22 protein-coding genes are annotated in these 23,527 nt (G+C 63.1%); 13 read left to right on the top strand and 9 right to left on the bottom strand.

The genetic code is table 11. From position 1 onward, the window contains the following. Positions 1-45: 45 nt before the first annotated feature. The 5 genes from UW3_RS0109710 to ftsY all read right to left on the bottom strand — a co-directional run bounded on the left by UW3_RS0109710 (position 46) and on the right by ftsY (position 4,810). Positions 46-555 (bottom strand): DUF1993 domain-containing protein, encoded by a 510-nt coding sequence (locus UW3_RS0109710; RefSeq protein ID WP_010222195.1) that lies wholly within the window; start codon positions 553-555, stop codon positions 46-48. A gap of 80 nt (positions 556-635) precedes the next feature. Further along, positions 636-1,490: an RNA polymerase sigma factor RpoH gene (gene rpoH / locus UW3_RS0109705; RefSeq protein ID WP_010222193.1), complete on the bottom strand. Its 855-nt coding sequence runs from the start codon at positions 1,488-1,490 to the stop codon at positions 636-638. Positions 1,491-1,602: 112 nt separating this feature from the next. After that, on the bottom strand, positions 1,603-2,631 hold the full coding sequence (gene ftsX, locus UW3_RS0109700; protein ID WP_010222192.1) for a permease-like cell division protein FtsX: 1,029 nt from the start codon (positions 2,629-2,631) through the stop codon (positions 1,603-1,605). Further along, positions 2,628-3,299 (bottom strand): cell division ATP-binding protein FtsE, encoded by a 672-nt coding sequence (gene ftsE / locus UW3_RS0109695; RefSeq protein WP_010222191.1) that lies wholly within the window; start codon positions 3,297-3,299, stop codon positions 2,628-2,630. Before ftsE ends, ftsX begins: the two co-directional genes overlap by 4 nt. Then, on the bottom strand, positions 3,296-4,810 hold the full coding sequence (gene ftsY, locus UW3_RS0109690) for a signal recognition particle-docking protein FtsY (RefSeq protein WP_010222190.1): 1,515 nt from the start codon (positions 4,808-4,810) through the stop codon (positions 3,296-3,298). Before ftsY ends, ftsE begins: the two co-directional genes overlap by 4 nt. 230 nt (positions 4,811-5,040) lie before the next feature. Here ftsY and UW3_RS0109685 point away from each other — a divergent pair, with 230 nt between their 5' ends. From UW3_RS0109685 to UW3_RS0109660, 6 genes are all read left to right on the top strand, one after another. After that, complete coding sequence (locus UW3_RS0109685) at positions 5,041-6,396, top strand: M16 family metallopeptidase (RefSeq protein ID WP_010222189.1); 1,356 nt, start codon at positions 5,041-5,043, stop codon at positions 6,394-6,396. Continuing rightward, on the top strand, positions 6,389-7,888 hold the full coding sequence (locus tag UW3_RS0109680; protein WP_010222188.1) for a M16 family metallopeptidase: 1,500 nt from the start codon (positions 6,389-6,391) through the stop codon (positions 7,886-7,888). Before UW3_RS0109685 ends, UW3_RS0109680 begins: the two co-directional genes overlap by 8 nt. Continuing rightward, complete coding sequence (rsmD, locus tag UW3_RS0109675; RefSeq protein WP_010222187.1) at positions 7,888-8,481, top strand: 16S rRNA (guanine(966)-N(2))-methyltransferase RsmD; 594 nt, start codon at positions 7,888-7,890, stop codon at positions 8,479-8,481. Before UW3_RS0109680 ends, rsmD begins: the two co-directional genes overlap by 1 nt. 103 nt (positions 8,482-8,584) lie before the next feature. After that, complete coding sequence (locus tag UW3_RS0109670; protein WP_374045995.1) at positions 8,585-9,943, top strand: M16 family metallopeptidase; 1,359 nt, start codon at positions 8,585-8,587, stop codon at positions 9,941-9,943. Then, positions 9,936-11,345, top strand: a complete 1,410-nt coding sequence (locus UW3_RS0109665; RefSeq protein ID WP_010222185.1) for a M16 family metallopeptidase — start codon at positions 9,936-9,938, stop codon at positions 11,343-11,345. Before UW3_RS0109670 ends, UW3_RS0109665 begins: the two co-directional genes overlap by 8 nt. Positions 11,346-11,411: 66 nt before the next feature. After that, a complete protein-coding gene (locus UW3_RS0109660; RefSeq protein ID WP_010222184.1) occupies positions 11,412-12,413 on the top strand; it encodes a hydrolase in 1,002 nt (333 codons plus the stop codon). Positions 12,414-12,470: 57 nt separating this feature from the next. Here the strand turns inward: UW3_RS0109660 and UW3_RS0109655 are convergent, their stop codons facing one another. Next, entirely contained in the window at positions 12,471-13,325 is an 855-nt protein-coding gene (locus UW3_RS0109655) for a sulfurtransferase (RefSeq protein ID WP_010222183.1), read from the bottom strand. A 39-nt stretch (positions 13,326-13,364) separates the two neighbouring features. After that, positions 13,365-14,030: a TetR/AcrR family transcriptional regulator gene (locus UW3_RS0109650; RefSeq protein WP_010222181.1), complete on the bottom strand. Its 666-nt coding sequence runs from the start codon at positions 14,028-14,030 to the stop codon at positions 13,365-13,367. Positions 14,031-14,180: 150 nt separating this feature from the next. Here UW3_RS0109650 and UW3_RS0109645 point away from each other — a divergent pair, with 150 nt between their 5' ends. From UW3_RS0109645 to ggt, 6 genes are all read left to right on the top strand, one after another. After that, the gene (locus UW3_RS0109645; protein WP_010222180.1) at positions 14,181-15,614 is read left to right on the top strand and encodes a coniferyl aldehyde dehydrogenase; all 1,434 of its coding nucleotides are present in this window, start codon (positions 14,181-14,183) and stop codon (positions 15,612-15,614) included. Positions 15,615-15,638: 24 nt separating this feature from the next. Continuing rightward, positions 15,639-16,172, top strand: coding sequence for a hypothetical protein (locus tag UW3_RS0109640; RefSeq protein ID WP_010222179.1), 534 nt, complete (start codon positions 15,639-15,641; stop codon positions 16,170-16,172). A 27-nt stretch (positions 16,173-16,199) separates the two neighbouring features. Continuing rightward, the gene (locus UW3_RS0109635; protein ID WP_010222178.1) at positions 16,200-17,798 is read left to right on the top strand and encodes a GMC family oxidoreductase; all 1,599 of its coding nucleotides are present in this window, start codon (positions 16,200-16,202) and stop codon (positions 17,796-17,798) included. Positions 17,799-17,910: 112 nt separating this feature from the next. Further along, on the top strand, positions 17,911-18,390 hold the full coding sequence (gene coaD / locus UW3_RS0109630) for a pantetheine-phosphate adenylyltransferase (RefSeq protein WP_010222177.1): 480 nt from the start codon (positions 17,911-17,913) through the stop codon (positions 18,388-18,390). A 108-nt stretch (positions 18,391-18,498) separates the two neighbouring features. After that, on the top strand, positions 18,499-18,750 hold the full coding sequence (locus UW3_RS0109625) for a YfhL family 4Fe-4S dicluster ferredoxin (protein WP_010222176.1): 252 nt from the start codon (positions 18,499-18,501) through the stop codon (positions 18,748-18,750). Next, positions 18,750-20,438: a gamma-glutamyltransferase gene (gene ggt, locus UW3_RS0109620; RefSeq protein ID WP_010222175.1), complete on the top strand. Its 1,689-nt coding sequence runs from the start codon at positions 18,750-18,752 to the stop codon at positions 20,436-20,438. The genes UW3_RS0109625 and ggt overlap by 1 nt, the downstream gene beginning before the upstream one ends. A 6-nt stretch (positions 20,439-20,444) precedes the next feature. Here ggt and mutM read toward each other — a convergent pair whose 3' ends face one another. After that, positions 20,445-21,257, bottom strand: coding sequence for a bifunctional DNA-formamidopyrimidine glycosylase/DNA-(apurinic or apyrimidinic site) lyase (gene mutM / locus UW3_RS0109615; RefSeq protein ID WP_010222174.1), 813 nt, complete (start codon positions 21,255-21,257; stop codon positions 20,445-20,447). A gap of 3 nt (positions 21,258-21,260) precedes the next feature. Continuing rightward, positions 21,261-22,127 carry an HDOD domain-containing protein gene (locus tag UW3_RS0109610; RefSeq protein ID WP_010222173.1) on the bottom strand — a complete coding sequence of 289 codons (867 nt, stop codon included), beginning with the start codon at positions 22,125-22,127 and terminating at the stop codon, positions 21,261-21,263. Positions 22,128-22,281: 154 nt separating this feature from the next. Between UW3_RS0109610 and UW3_RS0109605 the strand changes: the two genes are divergently transcribed. Continuing rightward, positions 22,282-23,478: a class I SAM-dependent rRNA methyltransferase gene (locus UW3_RS0109605; RefSeq protein ID WP_010222172.1), complete on the top strand. Its 1,197-nt coding sequence runs from the start codon at positions 22,282-22,284 to the stop codon at positions 23,476-23,478. The last annotated feature ends 49 nt before the right edge of the window (positions 23,479-23,527 follow it).

Here is a 23,527-nt window from a genome sequence, read left to right as displayed (position 1 = left end):
CACCTTGCCGGGTTTTCATTGTTCGCTGATTACTGGGTAAACGACTTAGAACGCGCCCATGTAGTCACGCTTGCCCACTTCTACACCGTTGTGACGCAGGATTGCGTAAGTGGTGGTGACGTGGAAGAAGAACTGCGGCAGGCCGTAGGTCAGCAAATAAGCCTGGCCACTGAAGCGCTTCTCTTTCGGCGTGCCCGGACGGGTCACGATTTCGATGCCTTCCTTGCCGTCGATCTGCGCCGGCGCAACGCCGTCCAGGAAAGCCAGAACCTTGCTGATCAGCGCTTGCAGTTCAGCAAAGGTGGTTTCGCTGTCATCGTATTTCGGCAACTCGACCTCAGCCAGGCGCGCCGATACACCCTTGGCGAAATCAACAGCGATCTGCACCTGGCGAACCAGTGGAAACATATCCGGATACAGGCGAGCCTGGAGAAACACGCTCGGCTCAATGTTTTTCGCCGTAGCGTGAGCTTCGGCCTTGCTCAGAACATCGCTCAAGGCGTTGAGCATTTGCTTGAAAACAGGAACAGAAGCGGCATACAAGGAAATGGTCATAACAGCCTCGACAGGGGTGGCGGAGAATCATGAAAAAGCCCCGACACGTCGGGGCTTTTTGGTTATTGCCGTTTTGCGAATCAGACCGCGATCAAGGCTTTGACCTTATTCATCGCGTTCTTTTCCAGCTGGCGGATCCGCTCGGCGGACACGCTGTACTTCTCGGCCAGGTCATGCAGGGTGGCCTTTTCCTCGGCCAGCCAGCGCTGGTAGAGGATATCGCGGCTGCGGTCATCCAGGCCTTGCAGGGCTTCGTGCAGGTTGCTGGTGGAGTTGTCACTCCAGTCGGCATCCTCCAGCTGACGCGCAGGGTCGTAACGGTGGTCTTCCAGGTAGTTGGCCGGCGACTGGAACGCACTGTCGTCGTCGGCTTCACTGGCCGGGTCGAAGGCCATGTCCTGACCGGTCAGGCGGCTCTCCATCTCCCGCACTTCACGCGGCTCGACGCCCAGGCTTTCGGCGACACGATGGACTTCATCGTTGTTCAGCCAGGCCAGGCGTTTTTTCTGGCTGCGCAGGTTGAAGAACAGCTTGCGCTGGGCCTTGGTGGTGGCCACCTTGACGATGCGCCAGTTGCGCAGGATGAACTCGTGAATCTCGGCCTTGATCCAGTGCACCGCAAAGGACACCAGGCGCACGCCCATTTCCGGGTTGAAGCGCTTGACCGCTTTCATCAGGCCAACGTTGCCTTCCTGAATCAGGTCGGCCTGGGCCAGCCCGTAGCCGGAATAGCTGCGAGCGATGTGTACGACAAAGCGCAGGTGGGCGAGCACCATCTGCCGAGCCGCCCCAAGATCCTGCTCATAGTAGAGACTCTCGGCCAGTTCACGCTCCTGCTCCGGCGTCAGCAGTGGAATGCTGTTGACCGTGTGCACGTAGGCTTCCAGGTTTGCGCCGGGAACCAGGGCATAGGCAGGTTGCAACGAAGTGGTCATACGAAAAAACCTCCGACTCACTAAACTCGTGCCAAAGGCACTGCCAACATTGACCGGGAACCGCGAAACAAGTTCCCTAAAAATGAAAAGAGTCAATACCGGCAAAAAGACACTATCGCGGTGCAAGCTCGCTCAAGTGGCGGGCGACCGCAATCCAAGCACCGATATACCCTAACAATACCGCTCCAAGCAAGAGGGAAAGACCATCGGCTGACGGAACCCCGGCCAGGGCAAAATCACTGCCATATAGCCCGGAAAGCCCGATAACCGCGTCATTCAGCCAGTTCAGGCCAAATGCCAGCACGCCCCAGGCCAGTACCCCGGCACCCAGGCCGTACAAGGCGCCCATGTACAGGAAAGGCCGGCGCACATAGCTGTCGGTGCCACCGACCAGCTTGATCACTTCAATCTCGGTACGACGGTTCTCGATGTGCAGGCGAATTGTGTTACCAATTACCAAAAGCAGGGCCGAGACCAGCAAAACGGTCAAGCCGAAGACGAACCGATCCCCCAACTTGAGGATCGCTGCCAGGCGCTCGACCCACACCAGGTCAAGCTGCGCGGCTTCGACCTTGGGCAGCTCGGCCAGGCGCTGACGCAGGGCTTCCAGTGCCGGCTTGTCGACTTGCGCCGGGGTCACCACCACCACGCCAGGCAGCGGGTTTTCCGGCAGTTCGCGCAGGGCTTCGCCCAGGCCGGACTGCTGCTGGAACTCGTTGAGGGCCTGTTCGCGGCTGACATACTCGGCTTCGGCAACACCTGGCAAGCCTTTGATCTGCTCGCGCAGGGCTTCGCCGTCATGGCTGCTGGCATCCAGCTTCAGGTACAGTGAAATCTGCGCCGCGCGCTGCCACGAACCGCCCAGACGCTCGACGTTGCTCAGCAGCAACGACAGGCCCATCGGCAGGCTCAGGGCCACCGCCATCACCAGGCAGGTAAAGAAGCTGCCGATCGGCTGTTTGCCCAGGCGCCGCAGGCTGTCGAGCAGGCTCGAGCGGTGGCTTTCCAGCCAGGCGTGCAGCAGGGTACGGAAATCCGGGCCGTCATCATCGTGAGCGCCGCGTTTTTTTTGTTCCGGTGCAGGTTCAGCGGCTTTTGGCGCTACCCGCTCGGACACCTTGGGACTACGTGTCGCACTCATTGCCCGGCCTCCCCATCGCCGATCAAGCGGCCGCGCTGCAGGGTCAGCATGCGATGGCGCATGCGCGCGATCAGCGCCAGGTCGTGACTGGCGATCAGCACGCTGGTACCCAGGCGGTTGATATCTTCGAAAACGCCCATGATCTCCGCGGCCAGGCGCGGGTCGAGGTTACCGGTGGGTTCGTCCGCCAGCAGCAAGGCCGGGCGGTGGACGATAGCGCGAGCAATGCCGACGCGCTGTTGCTGGCCGGTAGACAGGTCGCCGGGGTACAGCTCGGCTTTGTCCGACAGGGCCACGCGCTCGAGCGCCGAGTCGACCCGCTTGGCCACTTCGGCCTTGGACAGGCCGAGGATCTGCAGCGGCAGGGCTACGTTGTTGAACACGGTGCGGTCGAACAGCAGCTGGTGGTTCTGGAATACCACGCCGATCTGCCGGCGCAGGAACGGGATCTGCGCATTGCTGATCTGCCCCAGGTCCTGCCCGGCCAGCAGCAACTTGCCGCTGGTGGGGCGTTCCATGGCCAGCAGCAGGCGCAGCAGGGTACTTTTGCCGGCACCGGAATGGCCGGTAACGAACAGGAATTCGCCCCGACGCACCCGAAAACTCAACTCATGCAGGCCAACGTGACCATTGGGGTAGCGCTTGGCGACCTGTTCGAATCGAATCATGGATGCTCCCGCTCGGCAAACAGTGCTTTCACGAAGGGTTCGGCTTCGAACGTGCGCAGATCGTCAATTCCTTCGCCCACGCCAATATAGCGGATCGGCAGGCCGAACTGCTTGGCCAGGGCAAAGATCACCCCGCCTTTGGCGGTGCCGTCAAGCTTGGTCAGGGCCAGGCCGGTCAGTTCGACGCTCTGGTTGAAATGCTTGGCCTGGTTGATGGCGTTCTGGCCGGTACCGGCGTCGAGCACCAGCAGCACCTCGTGCGGCGCGTCGGCATCGAGCTTGCCGATAACCCGGCGAACCTTCTTCAGCTCTTCCATCAGGTTGTCTTTGGTGTGCAGGCGACCGGCGGTGTCGGCGATCAACACATCTATGTTACGGGCCTTGGCGGCCTGCACGGCATCGAAGATCACCGAGGCCGAATCGGCGCCGGTGTGCTGGGCGATGACCGGGATCTGGTTGCGCTCGCCCCAGACCTGCAGTTGCTCGACCGCTGCGGCGCGGAAGGTGTCGCCAGCGGCGAGCATGACTTTCTTGCCTTCAAGCTGCAGCTTTTTCGCCAGCTTGCCGATGGTGGTGGTCTTGCCAGCGCCGTTGACGCCGACCACCAGGATCACGAACGGCTTGGCCTGGTGGTGGATACGCAGCGGTTGCTCGACCGGCTTGAGCAGGTCGGCCAGCTCGCCTTGCAGCGACTTGTACAACGCATCGCTGTCGGCCAACTGCTTGCGCGCAACCTTCTGGGTCAGGCTCTGGACGATCACCGAGGTGGCTTCGACGCCAACGTCGGCGGTCAGCAGGCGGGTTTCGATCTCATCGAGCAGGTCGTCGTCGATAGCCTTCTTGCCCAGGAACAGGCTGGCCATGCCTTCGCCGATACTGGCGCTGGTCTTCGACAGGCCCTGTTTGAGGCGGGCGAAGAAGCCACCCTTGCTCTCTTCGCTGCGGGCTGGAGCGGCAGGCTCGGCTGGAGCAGGCTCGGCAACCGCAGCAGGCACCGCAACGGCAGCGGCTACAGGGGCAGGCTCGGGTTGCGGTACGACGACCGGCGCAGGCGCAACAACCGGTTCAGGCGCAACGACTACTGGCTCAGGCTCAGGCCCAACCACCACCGGCTCAGGCTCAGGCTCGATGACCGGGGCCGGGACAGGCTCCTGACGCGGTGGAATGGGCGGCGGCGTATGCGGCTCAAGGTCGGCAACCAGGGCTACCGGCTCTTCAGGCACGGGCAGCACCAGGCCGACGGACGGTACCGGTTGCACCTCGACTGGCGCAGCAGGTGGCGCAGTGGTCACAGGCTCCGGCGCGGCAACCGGCGCAGGCGCAACCTCGACCGGGGCAACGGCGGCCACAACCTCGGCAGGCAACGCAGCAGGTTGCTCCGCTTCAATCGGTGCAGGAGCTTGCGGCTGTTCGGCTACAGGTTGCTGGGGCTTTTTGCGCAGCCAGCCGAACAGGCCTTTCTTTTCACCAGCCGCGGCCGGCGTCTTTTTGTCGTCGTTGGAACCAAACATGGAAGACGGCTATCTCAGGGTAGCGATGCGCCACTGCGGCGCTTCTTAAATTCTCTTAACGCAGAACAGTCTACTTTTAATCCGGCTCGTTCTTGCGCAGCATTTTGTCATCAAGCCTTCGGGCTGGTTCCATGACAGGCATGGTCCTCAGGCAACCGGATCAGTATCCTAGCACCTCCAAGCCCGCCGACGCTAAGACCACGCGGGCAGTCCTACAGGTTAAACAACGTATGAATGCTCTAGCCCGCCGCGCCGCTGGCCTGTTGCTCAGCACAGTTTGTCTGCCGTTCGCGGCCTTTGCCGCCGATACGCAACCCACCCACGAGTTCATTCTCGACAACGGCCTGAAAGTGGTCGTGCGCGAGGACCACCGGGCGCCGGTGGTGGTCTCGCAGATCTGGTACAAGGTCGGCTCGACCTACGAATCCCCCGGCCAGACCGGCCTTTCCCATGCACTGGAACACATGATGTTCAAGGGCAGCGAGAAGCTCGGCCCCGGCGAAGCCTCGCGCATTCTGCGTGACCTGGGCGCCGAAGAGAACGCCTTCACCAGCGACGATTACACCGCCTACTACCAGGTGCTGGCCCGCGACCGCCTGCCGGTGGCACTTGAGCTCGAAGCCGACCGCATGGCCAGCCTGCGCCTGCCGGCCGACGAGTTCAGCCGCGAAATCGAGGTCATCAAGGAAGAGCGCCGCCTGCGCACCGATGACCAGCCCAACGCCAAGGCCTTCGAGCTGTTCAGCGCCATGGCCTTCCCGGCCAGCAGCTATCGCACCCCGACCATCGGCTGGATGGCTGACCTTGACCGCATGAAGGTCGAGGAGCTGCGCCACTGGTACGAGTCCTGGTACGTGCCGAACAACGCCACCCTGGTGGTGGTCGGCGATGTCACCGTCGATGAGGTCAAGGGCCTGGCCCAGCGCTTCTTCGGCGCCATCCCGAAACGTGCGGTGCCACCGGCCAAGCTGCCGCTGGAACTGGCCAAGCCTGGCCTGCGTGAAACCACCCTGCATGTGCAAACCCAGCTGCCGAGCCTGATCTACGGCTTCAACGCCCCGGGCCTGGCCACTGCCAAGGACCCGCGCACCGTGCACGCCCTGCGGCTGATCTCGGCGCTGCTCGACGGCGGCTACAGCGCTCGCCTGCCGAGCCGCCTGGAGCGCGGCCAGGAGCTGGTTTCCGGCGCCTCGTCCAGCTACAACCCGTTCACCCGCGGCGATAGCCTGTTCCTGATCTCGGCCACGCCGAACCTGCAGAAGCACAAGACCCTGGCCGACGTCGAAGCCGGTATCTGGAAGCTGCTCGACGAGCTCAAGACCACCCCGCCCTCGCCTGAAGAGCTTGAGCGCGTACGTGCCCAGGTCATCGCCGGGCTGGTCTACGACCGCGACTCCATCAGCAGCCAGGCCACCGCCATCGGCCAGCTGGAAACCGTCGGCCTGTCGTGGAAACTGATCGACAGTGAACTGGACGAGCTGAAAAGCGTGACGCCGGCCGATATCCAGAACGCCGCCCGCACCTATTTCACCCGTGAACGCCTGAGCGTTGCCCATGTACTGCCCGAGGAGAACGCTCATGAGTGAACGCAGCGCACCCCGCTACACCCTGATCGGCCTGGGCCTGCTGTTGCTGATCGGCCTGCTGGCATTCTTCCTGGCCAAGCCTGCGCAGTCGGATAACGCCGCGCAACCGGCCACCAGCACCGCAGCCAAGCCGGCCAATACCCTGCAATCGCTGGCCGAGCTGGACGGCAAGGCGCCAAGCCGCCGGCAACTGAACATCCAGACCTGGAACACCGCCGAAGGCGCCCGCGTGCTGTTCGTCGAAGCCCGCGAGTTGCCGATGTTCGACCTGCGCCTGACCTTCGCCGCCGGCAGTAGCCAGGACGGCGATGCCCCGGGCCTGGCGACCCTGACCAACGCCATGCTCAACGAAGGCGTGGCCGGCAAGGACGTCACCGCCATCGCCGAAGGCTTCGAAGGCCTGGGCGCCGACTTTGGCAACGGCGCCTACCGCGACATGGCTGTAGCCTCGCTGCGCAGCCTGAGCGCCGCCGACAAACGCGAGCCGGCGCTGAAGCTGTTCGCCGACGTGGTCGGCAAGCCAACCTTCCCGCAGGACGCCCTGACCCGCATCAAGAACCAGATGCAGGCCGGCTTCGAGTACCAGAAGCAAAACCCGGGCAAACTCGCCAGCATCGAGTTGTTCGAGCGCCTGTACGGCAACCACCCCTATGCTCACCCAAGTGACGGCACCGCCAAGAGCATCCCGCCGATTACCCTGGAACAACTGCGTGCCTTCCACGCCAAGGCCTACGCCGCTGGCAACACGGTGATCGCCCTGGTCGGTGATCTGAGCCGCAGCGAAGCTGAAGCCATCGCCGCGCAGGTCTCCTCGGCCCTGCCCAAAGGCCCGGCCCTGGCCAAGCTGGCCCAGCCAAGCGAGCCCAAGGCCGGCGCCAACCACATCGATTTCCCGTCCAAGCAGACCCACCTGATGCTCGCCCAACTGGGTATCGACCGTAACGATCCGGACTACGCCGCGCTGTCGCTGGGTAACCAGATCCTCGGCGGCGGCACCTTCGGCACCCGCTTGATGAGCGAAGTGCGCGAAAAGCGCGGCCTGACCTATGGCGTGTACTCGGTGTTCAGCCCGATGCAGGTGCGTGGCCCGTTCATGATCAACCTGCAGACCCGTGCCGAGCTCAGCGAGGGCACCCTCAAGCTGGTCCAGGACATCCTCGCCGACTACCTCAAGAGCGGCCCGACCCAGCAAGAACTGGACGACGCCAAGCGTGAACTGGCCGGCAGCTTCCCGCTGTCCAATGCCAGCAACGCCAGCATCGTCGGCCAACTGGGCGCCATCGGCTTCTACAACCTGCCACTGACCTGGCTGGAAGACTACATGCAACAGTCCCAGGCGCTGACCACCGAACAGGTCAAGGCTGCGCTGAACAAACACCTGGCCGCTGACAAGATGGTCATCGTCACCGCCGGGCCAAGCGTGCCGCAAAAACCCTTGCCGCCGCCCACTGACAAACCCGCCGAGCAACCGCTTGGCGTACCGGAGCACTAATGGCCAGTCCATCCGCAAAACCGGCCAAGCCGCACCACGGCCAGGGCCAACTGCGCATCATTGCCGGCGAATGGCGTAGCCGGCGCCTGAGCTTCCCTGATGCGCCGGGCCTGCGCCCGACCCCGGACCGGGTCCGCGAGACCCTGTTCAACTGGCTCGCCCCGTACATCGAAGGGGCCAAGGTGCTCGACGCCTACACCGGCAGCGGTGCGCTGTACCTCGAAGCGCTGTCCCGTGGCGCGGCCGAGTCCGTGGCCCTGGACAGCAACCCGGCGGCCATCGCCAGCCTGCGGCAGAATCTGGAAACCCTGCGTTGCCCACGCGGCCAGGTGATCCAGACCGACGCCCAGCGCTACCTGCAGGGTGAACCGAAGCTGGCCTTCGACCTGGTGTTCCTCGATCCGCCGTTCAACCAGGGCCTGCTGCCCACCACCTGCGCCTTGCTTGAAGAGCGTCAGTGGCTGGCCGAGAGCGCCTGGATCTACACCGAGAGCGAAACCCCGCCATCGACCCTGCAACTGCCCGGCAACTGGCGCTTGCACCGGGAGAAGAAGGCCGGCCAGGTGTACTACGCACTCTGGCAGCGCGGCTGAGCAGTCACCACGACCCGGCCGCTGCCGGGTCGTGCGCGCTAAATATCTAACGCCTTTCATCTCCACGCTTGCCTGATCGTGTGCCTTGTTTTCAACCACAAGGATCACTGTCATGGATCGACGCACCTCCCTCAGGAGCAGCCTGCTCGGCCTGTTTCTGCTATCAGGCCAGGCCCTGGCCGAACCCTCCATTCGCCATGAGTTCACCCTCGACAACGGCCTGCACGTAGTCATCAGCGAAGACCGCCGGGCTCCCGTGGTCACCACACATATGCTGGTCAAGGTGGGTTCGAGTCACGAATACCCCGGGCAGTCCGGTTTGTCCCACGCCCTCGAACACCTGCTCTACCGAGGCAGTGCCAAGACCGCCCCAGGTCAGCTCTCACAGATCATCGAGCGCCTGGGCGGCGAGGACAACGCCTACACCATCCGTGACTTCACCGTGCATCATCAGACGCTGCCCAGTGATCGGCTGGCTGTAGCGCTGGAGCTCAATGCCGATCTGCTCAAAGGCGCAGTGCTGAGCGAACACGAGTTCGTGCGCGAAATCGAAGCGGTCAAGGCTGAGCGGCGAGAGAATGTCGATGACGATCCATTGCAAAGGCTCTTCGAGCAACTGCAGGCCATTGCCTACCCGCAAAGCAGCTATCACACCCCGGTAATCGGCTGGATGAGTGATCTGCAGCGCATGCACAACGATGAACTGCGCGCCTGGTATCGCACCTGGTATGCACCCAATAATGCGACGTTGATCATCGTCGGCGATGTGCAGCGCGATGATGTAAAACGACAGGTTGAAAAGTACTTTGCAGGCTTCCCTCGCCAGGACCTGCCAATCAGCAAAAAACCCCTTCAAGTCACTGCGCCAGGACAACGGCAGGTTACGGTGCATGATGATTTCAGCACGCCAACGCTGATCATGGCCTTCAACGTGCCGACCTACGCCACCGCTGAATCGGCAGATGACGTGCATGCCTTGCGCCTGCTCTCGGCATTGCTGGGCTCAGGCCTGAGCGCCCGCCTCAGTACCAGGCTGGAACGCCAACAAACACTGCTATCGCATCCCGAAGTCAACTATGGGCCGGTGGCCAGGGGCGATAACCTGTTCGAAATCCAGGCTTCTATCAACACCGCCCACCCCAGACCGCTGGCCGAACTGCAAGCGGCTATCTGGGCAGAACTGCAGGCACTGAAAAAGCGTCCTCCCGAACCTGTCGAACTTGCTCGGGCGCGGGCACTGCTGCTGGCCGAAAATACCTTTGCCCGCGATTCCCTCGAAGGCCAGGCCAGCGATATAGCCGCCATGCTCGGCAGCGGCTTGCCAGCCTCTCAGTTGGACAATGACGCAACCGACCTACAGCGAATAACCTGCGAACAGATTCAACAGGTCGCCAAAACCTACTTCACCCGCGAACGACTCGCGGTCGCCTACCTGCAGGCCAAGGAGGCCGATGATGAATAAGCTCAAACGTTACCTTTTGCCTGCCCTACTGGTGATGGCATCCGCCACTTCCCACGCCCAGAGCCAAAGCGCTCCACTTGAACTGGAATCCCTGAAAACCACCGGGACACTGGCAATCAACCCGCAATTGCCGATCGAATCGTGGCAGACACCTCAGGGCAGCAAAGTCCTGTTTGTGCGCAACAACCAATTGCCGATGTTTGATCTTCAGGTTGTATTTGCCGCTGGCAGCGCCCGCGATGATGGTGCCGCCGGCCTGGCGCAACTCACCCTGAGCATGCTCGATGAAGGCACCGTCGAGCGCGATGCCTTGCAGATCGCCGAAGACTTCGACGAAGTGGGTGCGATATTCAACAAGCAGGCACTGCGAGACAGTGCAGCCGTAACCCTGCGCAGCCTCAGTAGCCAAGAGCAGAGAAGCAAAGCCGTCGGGTTGCTGGCAGAAGTGCTCGGCAAACCCCAATTGGCCGAAGACAAGCTGCCGCAGATCAAGGATCAGCTCACCAGCCTGCTCACACAACGCCAGCAGCACGCGACTTACAAGGCCCATGACCTGCTCTACCAACATGCATTCGCTAATCATCCCTACGCGTCGAACAGCATCGGCACCGTGCAGGCTATCGAATCGCTGACCATTGCCGATGTACGGGCCTTTCACCAAAGCGCCTTCAGCGCGGGCAATGCCCTGATAACCCTGGTGGGCGACCTTTCGCTCGAGCAGGCCGAGGCTATCGCGAGTCACATATCGGCAGCGTTGCCCCAGGGGCCGGCACTCTGGCCATTACCCGTGCCAGCGTCCTTCGAGCCCGAGATTTACCACCTTGAACATCCAGGCACCCAGGCGCTCTTGTTGTTCGCCATTCCCGGCATCAATGCCCGAGATCCAGATGCGCCCGCGCTGACGCTGGCCAACCTGATATTAGGTGGGCCCGGCGCAACTTCGCGGCTGTTCAATGAACTGCGCAGCCAACGCGGATTGACCTACGCTGCCAGCTCAAGGCTGATCCAGCACCCTGCCAGCGGTATCTGGACCTTTACTACTCAGGTTCAGGCCAGGTATCGCGATGCCACAATGGCGTTGCTGGAGCAATTGCTTACAGACTATGCCGTTCAGGGCCCAACTGCGCAGGAGTTCGAAGATGCGAAGCAGAAACTACGCGGCAACTACCTGCTGGGCTCGGTGAGCAACCAGCAGATCAGCGATATCCTGCGCTTCACCGGCTTCAACCAGTTACCACTGGATAGCCGCCAGGCTTTTCTCAAGAAGGTCCAGGCCTTGACCCTGGACCAGCTGAAAGTCGCATTGAAAAATCACCTCAAGCTCGACAAGCTGGTGCAAATCAGTGTCGGCCCAACGGTCGAACAGGACGCCTTGCCTGAATCCAAACCTGCAACCGGCTGATGGTTTCAAGCAAGTGTCAGTAACCGGACATACACTTATCTGAAATAGATTTGCGAGTAATACACGATGTCGCCCTCAGCCCCCAGCCCCTTCAAACCTGCCCTGGGGCTGGGCAATCCGCATTTGCAGACACTCTGGGGGCCGCTGTGGCGCAAGTCGGCGGCCCTGAGCCGTCAGCGCGAACGTCTATGGCTCGCCGATGGCGACTTTCTCGACCTCGACTGGCATGGCCCACATGAAGCAACAACGCCAGTGGTGCTGGTACTGCACGGGCTGACCGGCTCTTCCAACTCACCGTACGTCATCGGTATCCAACAGGCCCTGGCCGACTGCGGCTGGGCCAGCGTGGCGCTGAACTGGCGCGGCTGCTCGGGAGAGCCCAACCTGCTGCCACGCAGCTACCACTCCGGCGCCAGCGAAGACCTGGCCGAAACCATCGACCACCTGCGTGCGCAGCGCCCGCAAGCTCCGTTGTACGCCGTCGGTTATTCGCTGGGCGGCAATGTACTACTCAAGCATTTGGGTGAAGCCGGCTCGGCCAGCCAATTGCAGGCGGCGGTGGCGGTATCGGTACCGTTTCGCCTTGACCAGTGCGCCGACCGCATCGGCCTGGGTTTTTCCCGGGTGTACCAGGCGCATTTCATGCGCGCCATGCTCGCTTATGTGAAGGACAAGCAGCGCCACTTCCAGCATCACGGCCACCACGAAGGGCTCGCCGCGCTGGAGCGCCTGGGGCCGCTGGAAAATCTGCGCACCTTCTGGGATTTCGACGGCCGGGTGACCGCACCGCTCAATGGCTTTCGCGATGCCAAGGATTACTACCAGCGTGCTTCCAGCCGGTATTTTCTGGGCGAGAACCGCACGCCGACGCTGATCATCCATTCCAGCGATGATCCGTTCGTGTTCGCCCATAGCTTGCCAGCGGCCAATGAACTGGCGGCGCAGACCACCTTAGAGCTGCATGCACGGGGCGGGCATGTGGGCTTTGTCGATGGCAGCGTGCGCAACCCGGGGTATTACCTGGAGCGGCGGATTCCGCAGTGGCTGGCGATAAATAGAGCTGGCTGAAAAAGCATCGCCGGCAAGGCCGGCGAAAGGCTGCATTGCAGCCCAACAAGGGCTTACTCAGTCGCCGGTGGCCACCGCCCGTTTGGAGTCGGTAATCCACTCACTCCACGAGCCTGCATACAGCTTGCCCAGCGGATACCCCGCCAGCGCCAGGGCAAACAGGTTGTGGCAAGCCGTCACCCCCGACCCGCAGTAAGCAACCAGTTGCTCTGGCGAACGCTTGTCCAGCTTCTCGGCAAAGCGCTGCTTGAGCTGCTCGGCCGGCAGAAACCGCCCGTCGGCGCCCAGATTGTCGGTAAAGGCCGCGCATTGTGCACCGGGAATATGCCCGGCCACCGGATCGATTGGCTCGACCTCGCCGCGAAAACGCGGCAGCCCACGGGCATCAATCAACGTAAGCTCCGGCTGGCCCAGGCGCTCGCCCAACTGCGTGGCATCCAGTACCAGGCTATCGTCCGGCTCGCCGCTGAAGTTACCTTCGCGCTTGACCGGCGGGTCGAGGCTCAGCGGCAGCCCGGCCGCATGCCAGGCTTTAAGACCGCCATCGAGGATGAATACACCACTGCGCTTGCCCAACCAGGCCAGCAACCACCAGGCCCGGGCCGCGAAGGCGCCCGGACCATCGTCGTACAGGACAATCTCACTGTCGTTATCGATACCCCAGGCCCGCAGCCGTCCGATCAGGTGCTGCGGCTCCGGCAGCGGATGGCGCCCGGTCACGCCCTTGGTGACCGGCCCACTGAGGTCGCGCTCAAGGTCGGCAAAGTGCGCCCCGGCAATATGCCCCTCGGCATAGCTGCGCTGACCATAATCGATGTCTTCCAGGGCAAAACGGCAATCGAGAATCACCAGCGCCGGCGCCTCCAGGCGTTCGGCCAATTGCTGGGCGGTGATCAGTTGCGCGAGGGGCATGACAGTCTCCTGAACGATTGAACGGGTAAGGCCTGGGCGTTATTGCTCCAGTGCCTGGTCAAGCGAAACGTAGAACTCCTGGCACAAGGCATCCACGGCGGGGCGCGCCTTGGCGGTGACAAAGCCGAGCTCCAGCACCAATACCTGATAGACACCACGCTTGAAGGCTTCTTCACTCAAATGCGTTGAAATTTCGCGAGTCGTGCAGAGAAAACGCACCCAGGATGTGAGAACAATCCAGGCATTGAGGGTCAGCGACTCGATCTGCACGCTGTCCATCTCAACGATGCCGGCCTCGACAAAGCCGCGATAGATCGCCTGGCCCTGCAGCAGGCAACGCTGGGAAAAGCGCCTATATCGCGCAGCCAACTCTTTGTCGCTGTCGAGCAGATGCTCAAGGTCGCGGTGCAGAAAGCGGTAGTTCCACATCGCCGCCAGCAACGCCTTGAGGTAGAAGCGCTTGTCCTCGACCGTCGCCTGACGCCCTTGCGGCGGGCGCAGGAAGCTTTCCACCAACTCTTCATACTGGGTGAAGAGCACGGCGATGATTTCCTGCTTGTTGGCAAAGTGGTAGTACAGGTTGCCGGGCGAGATTTCCATGTGCGCGGCAATGTGGTTGGTGCTGACACTGCGCTCGCCCTGCTGGTTGAACAGCTCCAGGCTGTTCTGCACGATGCGCTCGCGGGTCTTGATACGCGGGGCCATGATCAATTCCAGGCGTTGAGCTTGAATGTATAGGTCCATCTTACGGTGTATCCACACCGGTATGTACCTGCAGACGCTGTGAAAAACAGTCGCACAGGGCACATATTAGAGTATATGCTCTAGAAAACCTGCCTTGCCGTGGAGTTTCGCATGCTCGCCGACGCTACCCGCTCTTTGCCGCTCACCGAATTCGATGCCCTCGACGCGCTGTTCGCCGCCCAGCGCCAGGCCTTTGCCGGTAACCCCATGCCCTCGGCGCCGCAGCGCTGGCAATGGCTGAAAAGCTTGCGCGAAGCCCTGCTGGAGCAACAGGACGCGTTGGTTGCAGCGATCAGCGAGGACTTTTCCGGGCGCAGTGCCGACGAAACCTTGCTGGCCGAACTGATGCCGAGTATTCAGGGCCTGCGCCATGGCGAAAAACACCTCAAGCAGTGGATGAAAGCCTCGAAACGCAAGGTCGGCCTGGCCTTCCAGCCGGCCAGCGCCAAGGTGCAGTACCAGCCGCTGGGCGTGGTCGGCATCATCGTGCCGTGGAACTACCCGCTGCTTCTTGCCATCGGCCCGCTGACCTGCGCCCTGGCCGCCGGCAACCGGGTAATGCTCAAGCTCAGCGAAGCCACGCCAGCCACCGGCCTGCTGCTCAAGCAGTTGCTCGACAAGGTATTCCCCGACGACCTGGTCAGCGTCGTGCTGGGTGAAGCCGAGGTTGGCCAGGCCTTCTCGCGGCTGCCGTTCGACCACCTGTTGTTCACTGGCGCCACCAGCGTCGGCCGCCAGGTAATGCTTGCCGCCGCGCAGAACCTGACCCCGGTGACCCTGGAGCTGGGCGGCAAATCGCCAGCCATCGTCTCTGCCAGCGTGCCCCTGGCCGATGCCGCCGAACGCATCGCCTTCGGCAAGACCCTCAATGCCGGGCAGACCTGCGTGGCCCCCGACTACGTGCTGGTGCCGCGCGATCGCCTCGACGACTTCGCCCATGCCTATCGCAATGTGGTCCGGCGCTTCTACCCGACCCTGGCCGACAACCCGGACTACAGCGCGATCATCAACCCACGCCACCTGGCCCGCCTGCAGAGCTACCTGGAAGACGCCCGTAGCAAGGGTGCCGAAATCATCGACCTGTACCCCGAAGAACCTCGCCAGGGCCGCCGCCTGCCGCCACACCTGCTGCTCAAGGTCAGCGACGAGATGCGTGTGATGCAGGACGAAATCTTCGGCCCGTTACTGCCACTGGTGCCCTACGACAGCCTCGACCAGGCGCTGGCCTACATCAATCAGCGCCCGCGCCCGCTGGCGCTGTATTACTTCGGCTACGAACGCCGCGAACAACAACGGGTGCTGGAGCAGACCCACTCCGGCGGCGTGTGCCTCAATGACACGTTGCTGCACGTCGCCCAGGACGACCTGCCATTCGGCGGCATCGGCCCGTCGGGCATGGGCCATTACCACGGTCATGAAGGCTTCCTGACCTTCAGCAAGGCCAAAGCGGTACTCGCTAAGCAGCGCTTCAACGCCGCGCGGCTGATCTACCCGCCCTACGGCAAGACACTGCTCAAGCTGGTGTACAAACTGTTCATTCGCTGAAAACCACCCTCGGGCCTGATAACAATGACTACAAGCCTGCCTGTACCCCCCGCGCTCAGCCGGCGCGGGCTGCTCAAGTTCAGCCTCGGCGCCAGCGCTTTCCTCGCCACCGCCGGGCTGGGTGCCAGCCTTGCCGGCTGCTCGGCGCAATCACCGGCGCATGGTTTCATCGCCCTGCGCCAGAACGACCTGGCCATTGTTCAGGCGCTGATTCCGGTCGTGCTTGCCGGCACCGAGGCGGCTGATAGCGGCGCAGCCTTGCTGCACAGGCTGGACAACAAACTTGCCGCCCTGTCGCCGGCCATGCTCAAGCTGACCCGGCAACTGTTCGACGTGCTCGCCATGGCGCTGACCCGTGGGCCGTTGACCGGCATCTGGGGTAGCTGGGACAACGCCAGCAGCGCGCAGATCCAAGCCTTTCTGCAACGCTGGCAGGACAGCTCGCTGAATCTGCTGCGCATGGGCCACGCCTCGTTGCTGCAGCTGCTGCACATGGCCTGGTACGAGTTGCCGGAATCCTGGGCCCATTGCGGCTACCCCGGCCCGCCCAAGGTTTGATCCACCCATAACAACAAGAGGCTGAAGATGCCCGTACCCGACCTGTTTCGCGACGGCCTTGGCCGTGGCTGGAAAACCCGTGACGCCTCGCGCCTGGACCAGGACCTGAGCCTTGAAACCGACATCGCCATCATCGGCAGCGGCGCCGGCGGTGCCACCAGTGCCGAACTGCTCAGCGCCGCCGGCTTCAGGGTGCTGCTGATCGAGGAAGGCCCGCTGAAAACCAGCAGCGACTTCCACATGCTCGAAGACCAGGCCTACGCCAGCCTCTACCAGGAAGGTATCGGGCGCATGAGCAAGGATGGCGCCATTACCATCCTGCAAGGCCGCGCGGTCGGCGGCACGACCTTGATCAACTGGACCTCGAGCTTTCGCACCCCTGAACCGACCCTGGAGCACTGGGCCAGGGAACATGGCGTTAAGGGCCTGAGCAGCGCCGAACTGGCGCCGTGGTTCGCGCGCACGGAACAACGCCTGGGCATCGAGCCGTGGATCATGCCGCCCAACGCCAACAACGAGGCGCTGCGCCGCGGCTGCGAAGCGCTGGGCTACACCTGGAAGGTGATCCCGCGCAACGTGCGCGGCTGCTGGAACCTGGGCTATTGCGGCATGGGCTGCCCGGTCAACGCCAAGCAGTCGATGCTGGTCACCAGCATCCCGGCGGCCCTCGAGCACGGCGGCGAGCTGCTCTACCTGGCCCGGGCCGAGCGCCTGGAACACAACGGTGAACAGATCAGCGGCCTGCAGTGCGTGGCCATGGACTCACGCTGCGTCGAACCCACCGGCCGGCAAATCCGGGTCAAGGCCCGGCATTACATCCTCGCCGGCGGCGGCATCAATAGCCCCGGCCTGCTGCTGCGCTCGGACGCCCCGGACCCGCATGAACGCCTGGGCAAGCGCACCTTCCTGCACCTGGTCAACTTCAGCGCCGGGCTGTTCAAGGACCCGGTCAACCCGTTCTACGGCGCACCGCAGTCGATCTACTCCGACCATTTCCAGTGGCGCGACGGCGTCAGCGGGCCGATGGGCTACAAGCTTGAAGTACCGCCCCTGCACCCGGCGCTGGCCAGCACCCTGCTGGGCAGCTTCGGCAAGGAAAACGCCCTGCGCATGGCGCAATTGCCGCACACCCAAGTGATGCTCGCCTTGCTGCGCGACGGTTTTCACCCCGACAGCGTCGGTGGCGAGGTGCAGTTGCGCGGCGATGGCTCGCCAGTGCTCGACTACCCGGTTTCGCCCTATGCCTGGGACGGCGTGCGCCGGGCCTTCCAGAGCATGGCCGAAATCCAGTTCGCCGCCGGCGCCGACAGCGTGATGCCGGTGCACAGTGATGCCCGCCAGGTAAAAACCCTGGCCGAAGCCCGGCAGATGATCGACGGCCTGAACCTTGAGCTGTTTCGCACGCGCCTGGGCAGCGCCCACGTCATGGGTGGCTGCGCCATGGGCGAGGACCCGCGCCAGGCGGTATGCGACAGTCTGGGACGCCATCATCAGCTGGCCAACCTGTCGATCCATGACGGCTCGCTGTTCCCCACCAGCATCGGTGCCAACCCGCAATTGTCGGTGTATGGCCTCAGTGCACGGCTCAGCGATGCCCTGGCCGAGCGTCTGGCGCCTGGCAGATGACAACAAATGGCCGCACTGTCTATAGTGCCTTCAGCGTGGACGGGTGACTTGGCCGACCGCCACTGCTGCGATACCATCCGACTCCCCAACGCACTCCTGCCAGGACGACGCGATGAACCGAGTGTTGTACCCAGGTACTTTCGACCCTATTACCAAGGGCCATGGCGATCTGGTCGAGCGTGCCTCGCGGCTGTTCGACCAAGTGATCATTGCGGTCGCCGCCAGCCCGAAGAAAAACCCCCTGTTCCCAATGGAGCAACGGGTGGAACTGGCTCGCGAGGTCACCAAGCACCTGCCCAATGTCGAAGTCATCGGCTTCTCCACCTTGCTGGCGCATTTCGCCAAGGAACAGCAGGCCAATGTGTTCCTGCGCGGCCTGCGGGCTGTTTCGGACTTTGAGTACGAATTTCAGCTGGCGAACATGAACCGCCAGCTGGCCCCCGACGTCGAGAGCCTGTTCCTCACCCCCTCGGAGCGCTATTCGTTCATTTCCTCGACCCTGGTCCGGGAAATCGCGGCGCTGGGCGGCGACATCAGCAAATTCGTCCACCCGGTGGTGGCCGAGGCCCTGACCGAACGCTTCAAGAAGTGACATCGGCGATTTGACCATGGCGCCCGCGTGCACTGCGGGCGCTAATGCGGCACAATTATGCCCATTGGTTTTCAAATGCCCGGGTGCTGAGCCCTGGCCGGAGTCCCCATGTCCCTGATCATCACCGACGACTGCATCAACTGCGACGTCTGCGAACCCGAGTGCCCGAACGCCGCGATCTCTCAAGGCGAAGAGATCTACGTGATCGACCCTAACCTGTGCACCCAGTGCGTCGGCCACTACGACGAGCCGCAATGCCAGCAAGTCTGCCCGGTAGACTGCATTCCTCTGGATGAAGCGCATCCGGAAACCGAAGAGCAGCTGATGGAAAAATACCGCCGAATCACCGGCAAGGCCTGATGCCGTTCGTCGCCCGGCTCGTACCGCTGGTCCTTGGCGTCGCCCTGGCGCTGGGCGCGGTTTGTGCCCAGGCCCAAGGCCCGGGCCGCGCCGCGATTGCCACGCCGCATGCCCAGGCGACCGCGGCTGCGCGGGAAGTGCTTGAGCAAGGCGGCAACGCCTTTGATGCAGCCATTGCAATCAGCGCCGCGCTGGCGGTGGTCGAGCCCTATGGCTCGGGCCTTGGTGGCGGCGGCTTCTTCCTGTTGCGCGAAGGCAAGACACCGGCCCGCTATGCCTTTATCGATGCCCGCGAGCGGGCACCGGGCAAGGCCAGCGAAGCCATGTACCTCAAGGACGGCAAGGTCCAGCCCGGGTTGTCGATCAATGGCCCGTTGGCAGCGGCGATTCCCGGCTTGCCGGCAGCGCTCGCCGATCTTGCCGCCCAGTACGGCAAGCTGCCGCTGAAAAGCACCCTGGCACCGGCCATTCGCCTGGCCAACCAGGGTTTTGCCGTCGACCGCATTTACCGCGACCGCGCCCAGATGCGCCTGAGCGCCCTGCGCGATGATCCGGAAAGCGCCCGACTGTTCCTCATCAACGGTGAAGTCCCGGCCCTTGGCGCGCACATCCGCCAACCGGAACTGGCCATCACCCTTGAGCGCATCGCCTATCAGGGCCGCGACGGTTTTTATGCCGGCCCCACCGCTCAGGCCATGGTTCAAGGCGTACAAGCGGCGGGTGGCATCTGGAGCCTGGATGACCTGGCCAATTACCGCACGGCCAAACGCGAGCCGCTGCGTTATCAGCTGGCCGATCAACGCGAACTGATCAGCGCCCCACCGCCCTCAGCCGGTGGCGTGGCCCTGGCCCAGAGCCTGGCAATGCTCCAGCGCCTGCCCTGGCAAAGCGCCGAACCGGTGCAGCGCAGCCATTACGTGCTGGAAGTATTGCGCCGGGCCTACCGCGACCGCGGCCTGCTCGGCGATCCGGACTACGTCGCCAACCCGCTGCCACAACTGCTCGCACGCCATTACCTGACGGGCCTGGCCGACAGCATCGACGTGCACCAGGCCACGCCCAGCAGCAGCCTGCCGCCCGCCCCGGCCTGGCGCGAAGGCGATCACACCACCCACTTCGCGGTGATCGACGCCGACGGCAATGCCGTGGCCGCGACCTTGTCGGTCAACCTGCCATTTGGCGCAGCGTTTAGCGCCCCCGGTACCGGCGTGGTGCTGAACAACGAAATGGATGACTTTGCCGCCGACCCTCGTGGCAGCAACAGTTACGGCCTGGCTGGCAGCCAGGCCAACGCCGTGGCCGCCGGCAAACGGCCGCTGTCGAGCATGAGCCCGAGTTTTATCGAGAGCCCGACCCAGTTCGCCGCGTTCGGCACGCCGGGCGGCAGCCGTATCCCGAGCATGGTGCTGTTGTCGATGCTGGGGTTTCTTGAGGGCAAGCCGGTTGCCAGCTGGCCGGCGGTGCCGCGCTATCACCACCAGTACCTGCCCGATGTGGTCGAGCACGAGCCGGGGGCGTTCAGCACCGGGCAGCAGCGTGAACTGCAGGCACGCGGCTACCAGCTCAAGGACCTGGGGCGGACCTACGGCAATCAGCAAGTACTGTACTGGGACAAGGCCGGGCAAACCCTCGAAGCCGCCAGCGACCCCCGCGGCGTGGGCGCCGCGCAGGTGCTCAGCCCGCGCTAAACACCTTCACTTCTGGCAGCGTAGGCAGAAGACGCTGGCGCGCTGGCCGAGCTTGACCTCACGCAGGATGCTGCCACACACCTTGCACGGCTCTTCCCCACGCCCGTAGACGAACAGTTCCTGCTGGAAGTAGCCCGGCTGGCCGTCGCCACCGATAAAGTCGCGCAAGGTGGTGCCGCCGCGCTCGATGGCGCAGGCCAGGATGCGTTTGATCTCGATCGCCAGCTTCAGGTAGCGCGCCCGGGAAATGCTCCCGGCTTCGCGGCGCGGGTCGATGCCGGCTGCGAACAGCGCTTCGGTCGCATAGATATTGCCAACCCCGACCACCACCGCGTTGTCCATGATGAACGGCTTGACCGCCATGGACTTGCCCCGCGACAGCTGGAACAGTCGCTCGCCATCGAACAGATCGGTCAAAGGCTCCGGGCCGAGCTTGATCAGCAGCTCGTGATTGAGCGGATCAAGGCTCCACAGCATCGCCCCAAAGCGCCGCGGATCGGTGTAGCGCAGCGCCAGGCCCGACTCCAGTTCGATATCCACATGCTCGTGCTTGGCCGCCGGCAAGCCGATCTCGACCAGGCGCAAATTGCCGGACATGCCCAGGTGGCTGATCAAGGTGCCGACCTCGGCATTGAGCAGCAGGTACTTGGCGCGCCGCTCGACCTTGACGAAGCGTTGCCCGGACAGGCGAATGTCGAGGTCCTCGGGGATCGGCCAACGCAAGCGCCGCTCACGGACGATCACCCGGCTGACCCGCTGGCCTTCCAGGTAAGGCGCGATGCCGCGCCGGGTGGTTTCGACTTCTGGCAATTCCGGCATGGATCAGTGACCGCCCAGTTCGCGAATAGTCTGCTTCAGACTCTCAAAGTCATACTCGGACAAGCCGACATAATCGAGCACCAGGTGCCCGACGGTATTCCATTCGTGGTCCACGCTCTGGTTGCCCAGGACTCGGTACGATGAACAGATATGCTCGGCCATCTTCAGGATCGCCAGCAGATTCTTCAGTTGGCTATTGCGCGCCGAGTCATCGCTGAACACCGCCAGGGCGTTGTGATGGTTGGCGATGGCATTGCTCAGGTGTTCCGGCAGGCGCCACGACTTGGCAGTGTAGTAACCGACCACCGCGTGGTTGGTGTTGAACACCTGGTTCTCGGTGTCGACCACCCGGTGTTCGGCACCGGCGCTGGCATAGGCATCCTCGAGCACGCTCATGTACTCGGGAAAGCGCTTGAGCATCAGCGGCACGCCGCAATCATGGAACAGGCCCAGGGCATAAGCTTCGTCCACCGCCTGCGAGCCGATGCGCTTGGCCAGGGTCAGGCAGGTCATGGCCACGTCCTGGGCGGTATCCCAGAACCGATTGAGGGTGACGATGGTGTCGTCGCTCATCTCGCCCTTGATCGACTGGGCGTTGATCAGGTTGATGATCGAGCGGCTGCCAAGCAGGTTCACCGCGCGCTGGATCGAGGCGATCTTGTTGCTCAGGCCGTAATACGGCGAGTTGACCAGCTTGAGCAACGCACCGGACAGGCCCGGGTCCTGGGAGATCAGCTTGGCGATCACCTCCAGGTCAGGGTCGGGCATGTATTGCTCGAACTGCAGGTCAACCATGATCTGCGGCTGCGGCGGGACGCTGATGCCTTGCAGGGCGTTCTGGATCTGTTCGGCGGAGAGTTCCTGGGACATAAGTACACACTCGGGGCTGAGCGGCGATTCTAACCCGATCGTACTGGCCAGGGGTGAAGCGAAAGGCCATCGCTCTGTTGCAATTTGTCGCTATTCCCCATCGACGCGCCAGGCATCGGGTTATAATCCCGCTCTTTTTTCCCGGAGCGACGTCATGTCCCTGCCCAGCCTTCGTCTTAAAGCCAATGCCGACCGCCGCCTGCGCGCCGGCCACCTGTGGGTCTACAGCAACGAAATCGACGTCGCCGCGACCCCGCTGCATGGCTTCAAGGCCGGTGACCAGGCGATCCTCGAAACCGCCGGCGGCAAGGCCCTTGGCGTCGTCGCCATGAGCCCGAACAACCTGATCTGCGCCCGCCTGCTGTCGCGTGACGCCAAGCTGGCCCTGGACAAATCGCTGCTGGTGCACCGCATCAACGTTGCCCTGTCGCTGCGCGAGCGCCTGTTCGACAAGCCGTTCTACCGCCTGGTGTACGGTGATTCCGACTTGCTGCCGGGCCTGGTGGTCGATCGTTTCGGCGACATCCTGGTGGTCCAGCTCGCCTCGGCGACCATGGAACAGCACAAGGACGACGTGGTTGCCGCGCTGGTTCAGGTGCTCAAGCCGACCGGCATCCTGTTCAAGAACGACTCCGCCGCGCGCGATGCCGAAGGCCTGGGCCGTTACGTTGAAACCGTGTTCGGCCTGGTGCCGGAGTGGGTGGCTCTGGAAGAGAACGGCGTGAAGTTCGAAGCGCCGGTCATGGAAGGCCAGAAGACCGGCTGGTTCTACGACCACCGCATGAACCGCGCGCGCCTGGCACCGTACGTCAAAGGCAAGCGCGTGCTCGACCTGTTCAGCTACATCGGTGGCTGGGGCGTACAGGCCGGTGCCTTTGGCGCCAGCGAAGTGTTCTGCGTCGATGCCTCGGGCTTTGCCCTGGACGGCGTCGAGCGTAACGCCGGGCTCAACGGCATTGCCGAGAAGCTGACCTGCATCGAAGGCGACGTGTTCGAAGCGCTGAAAGAGCTCAAGGCCTCCGAAGAGCGTTTCGACGTGATCGTGGCCGACCCGCCCGCCTTCATCAAGCGCAAGAAAGACCTGAAAAACGGCGAAGGCGCCTACCGTCGCCTGAACGAACAGGCCATGCGCCTGCTGACCAAGGACGGCATCCTGGTCAGTGCATCCTGCTCGATGCACCTGCCGGAAGACGACCTGCAGAACATCCTGCTGACCAGCGCCCGCCACCTGGACCGCAACATCCAGTTGCTCGAGCGCGGCGGCCAGGGCCCGGATCACCCGGTGCACCCGGCGATCCCGGAAACCCGCTACATCAAGAGCATCACCTGCCGCCTGCTGCCTAACAGCTAAGGCGTGGTGCAATAAAAAAATCCCGGCCAGGTGCCGGGATTTTTTTCGC

Origin of the sequence: Pseudomonas donghuensis, assembly GCF_000259195.1 — a bacterium.
In the GTDB taxonomy this organism is placed as follows: Bacteria; Pseudomonadota; Gammaproteobacteria; order Pseudomonadales; family Pseudomonadaceae; genus Aquipseudomonas; species Aquipseudomonas donghuensis.
This window is presented reverse-complemented; position numbering and strand designations above follow the sequence as displayed.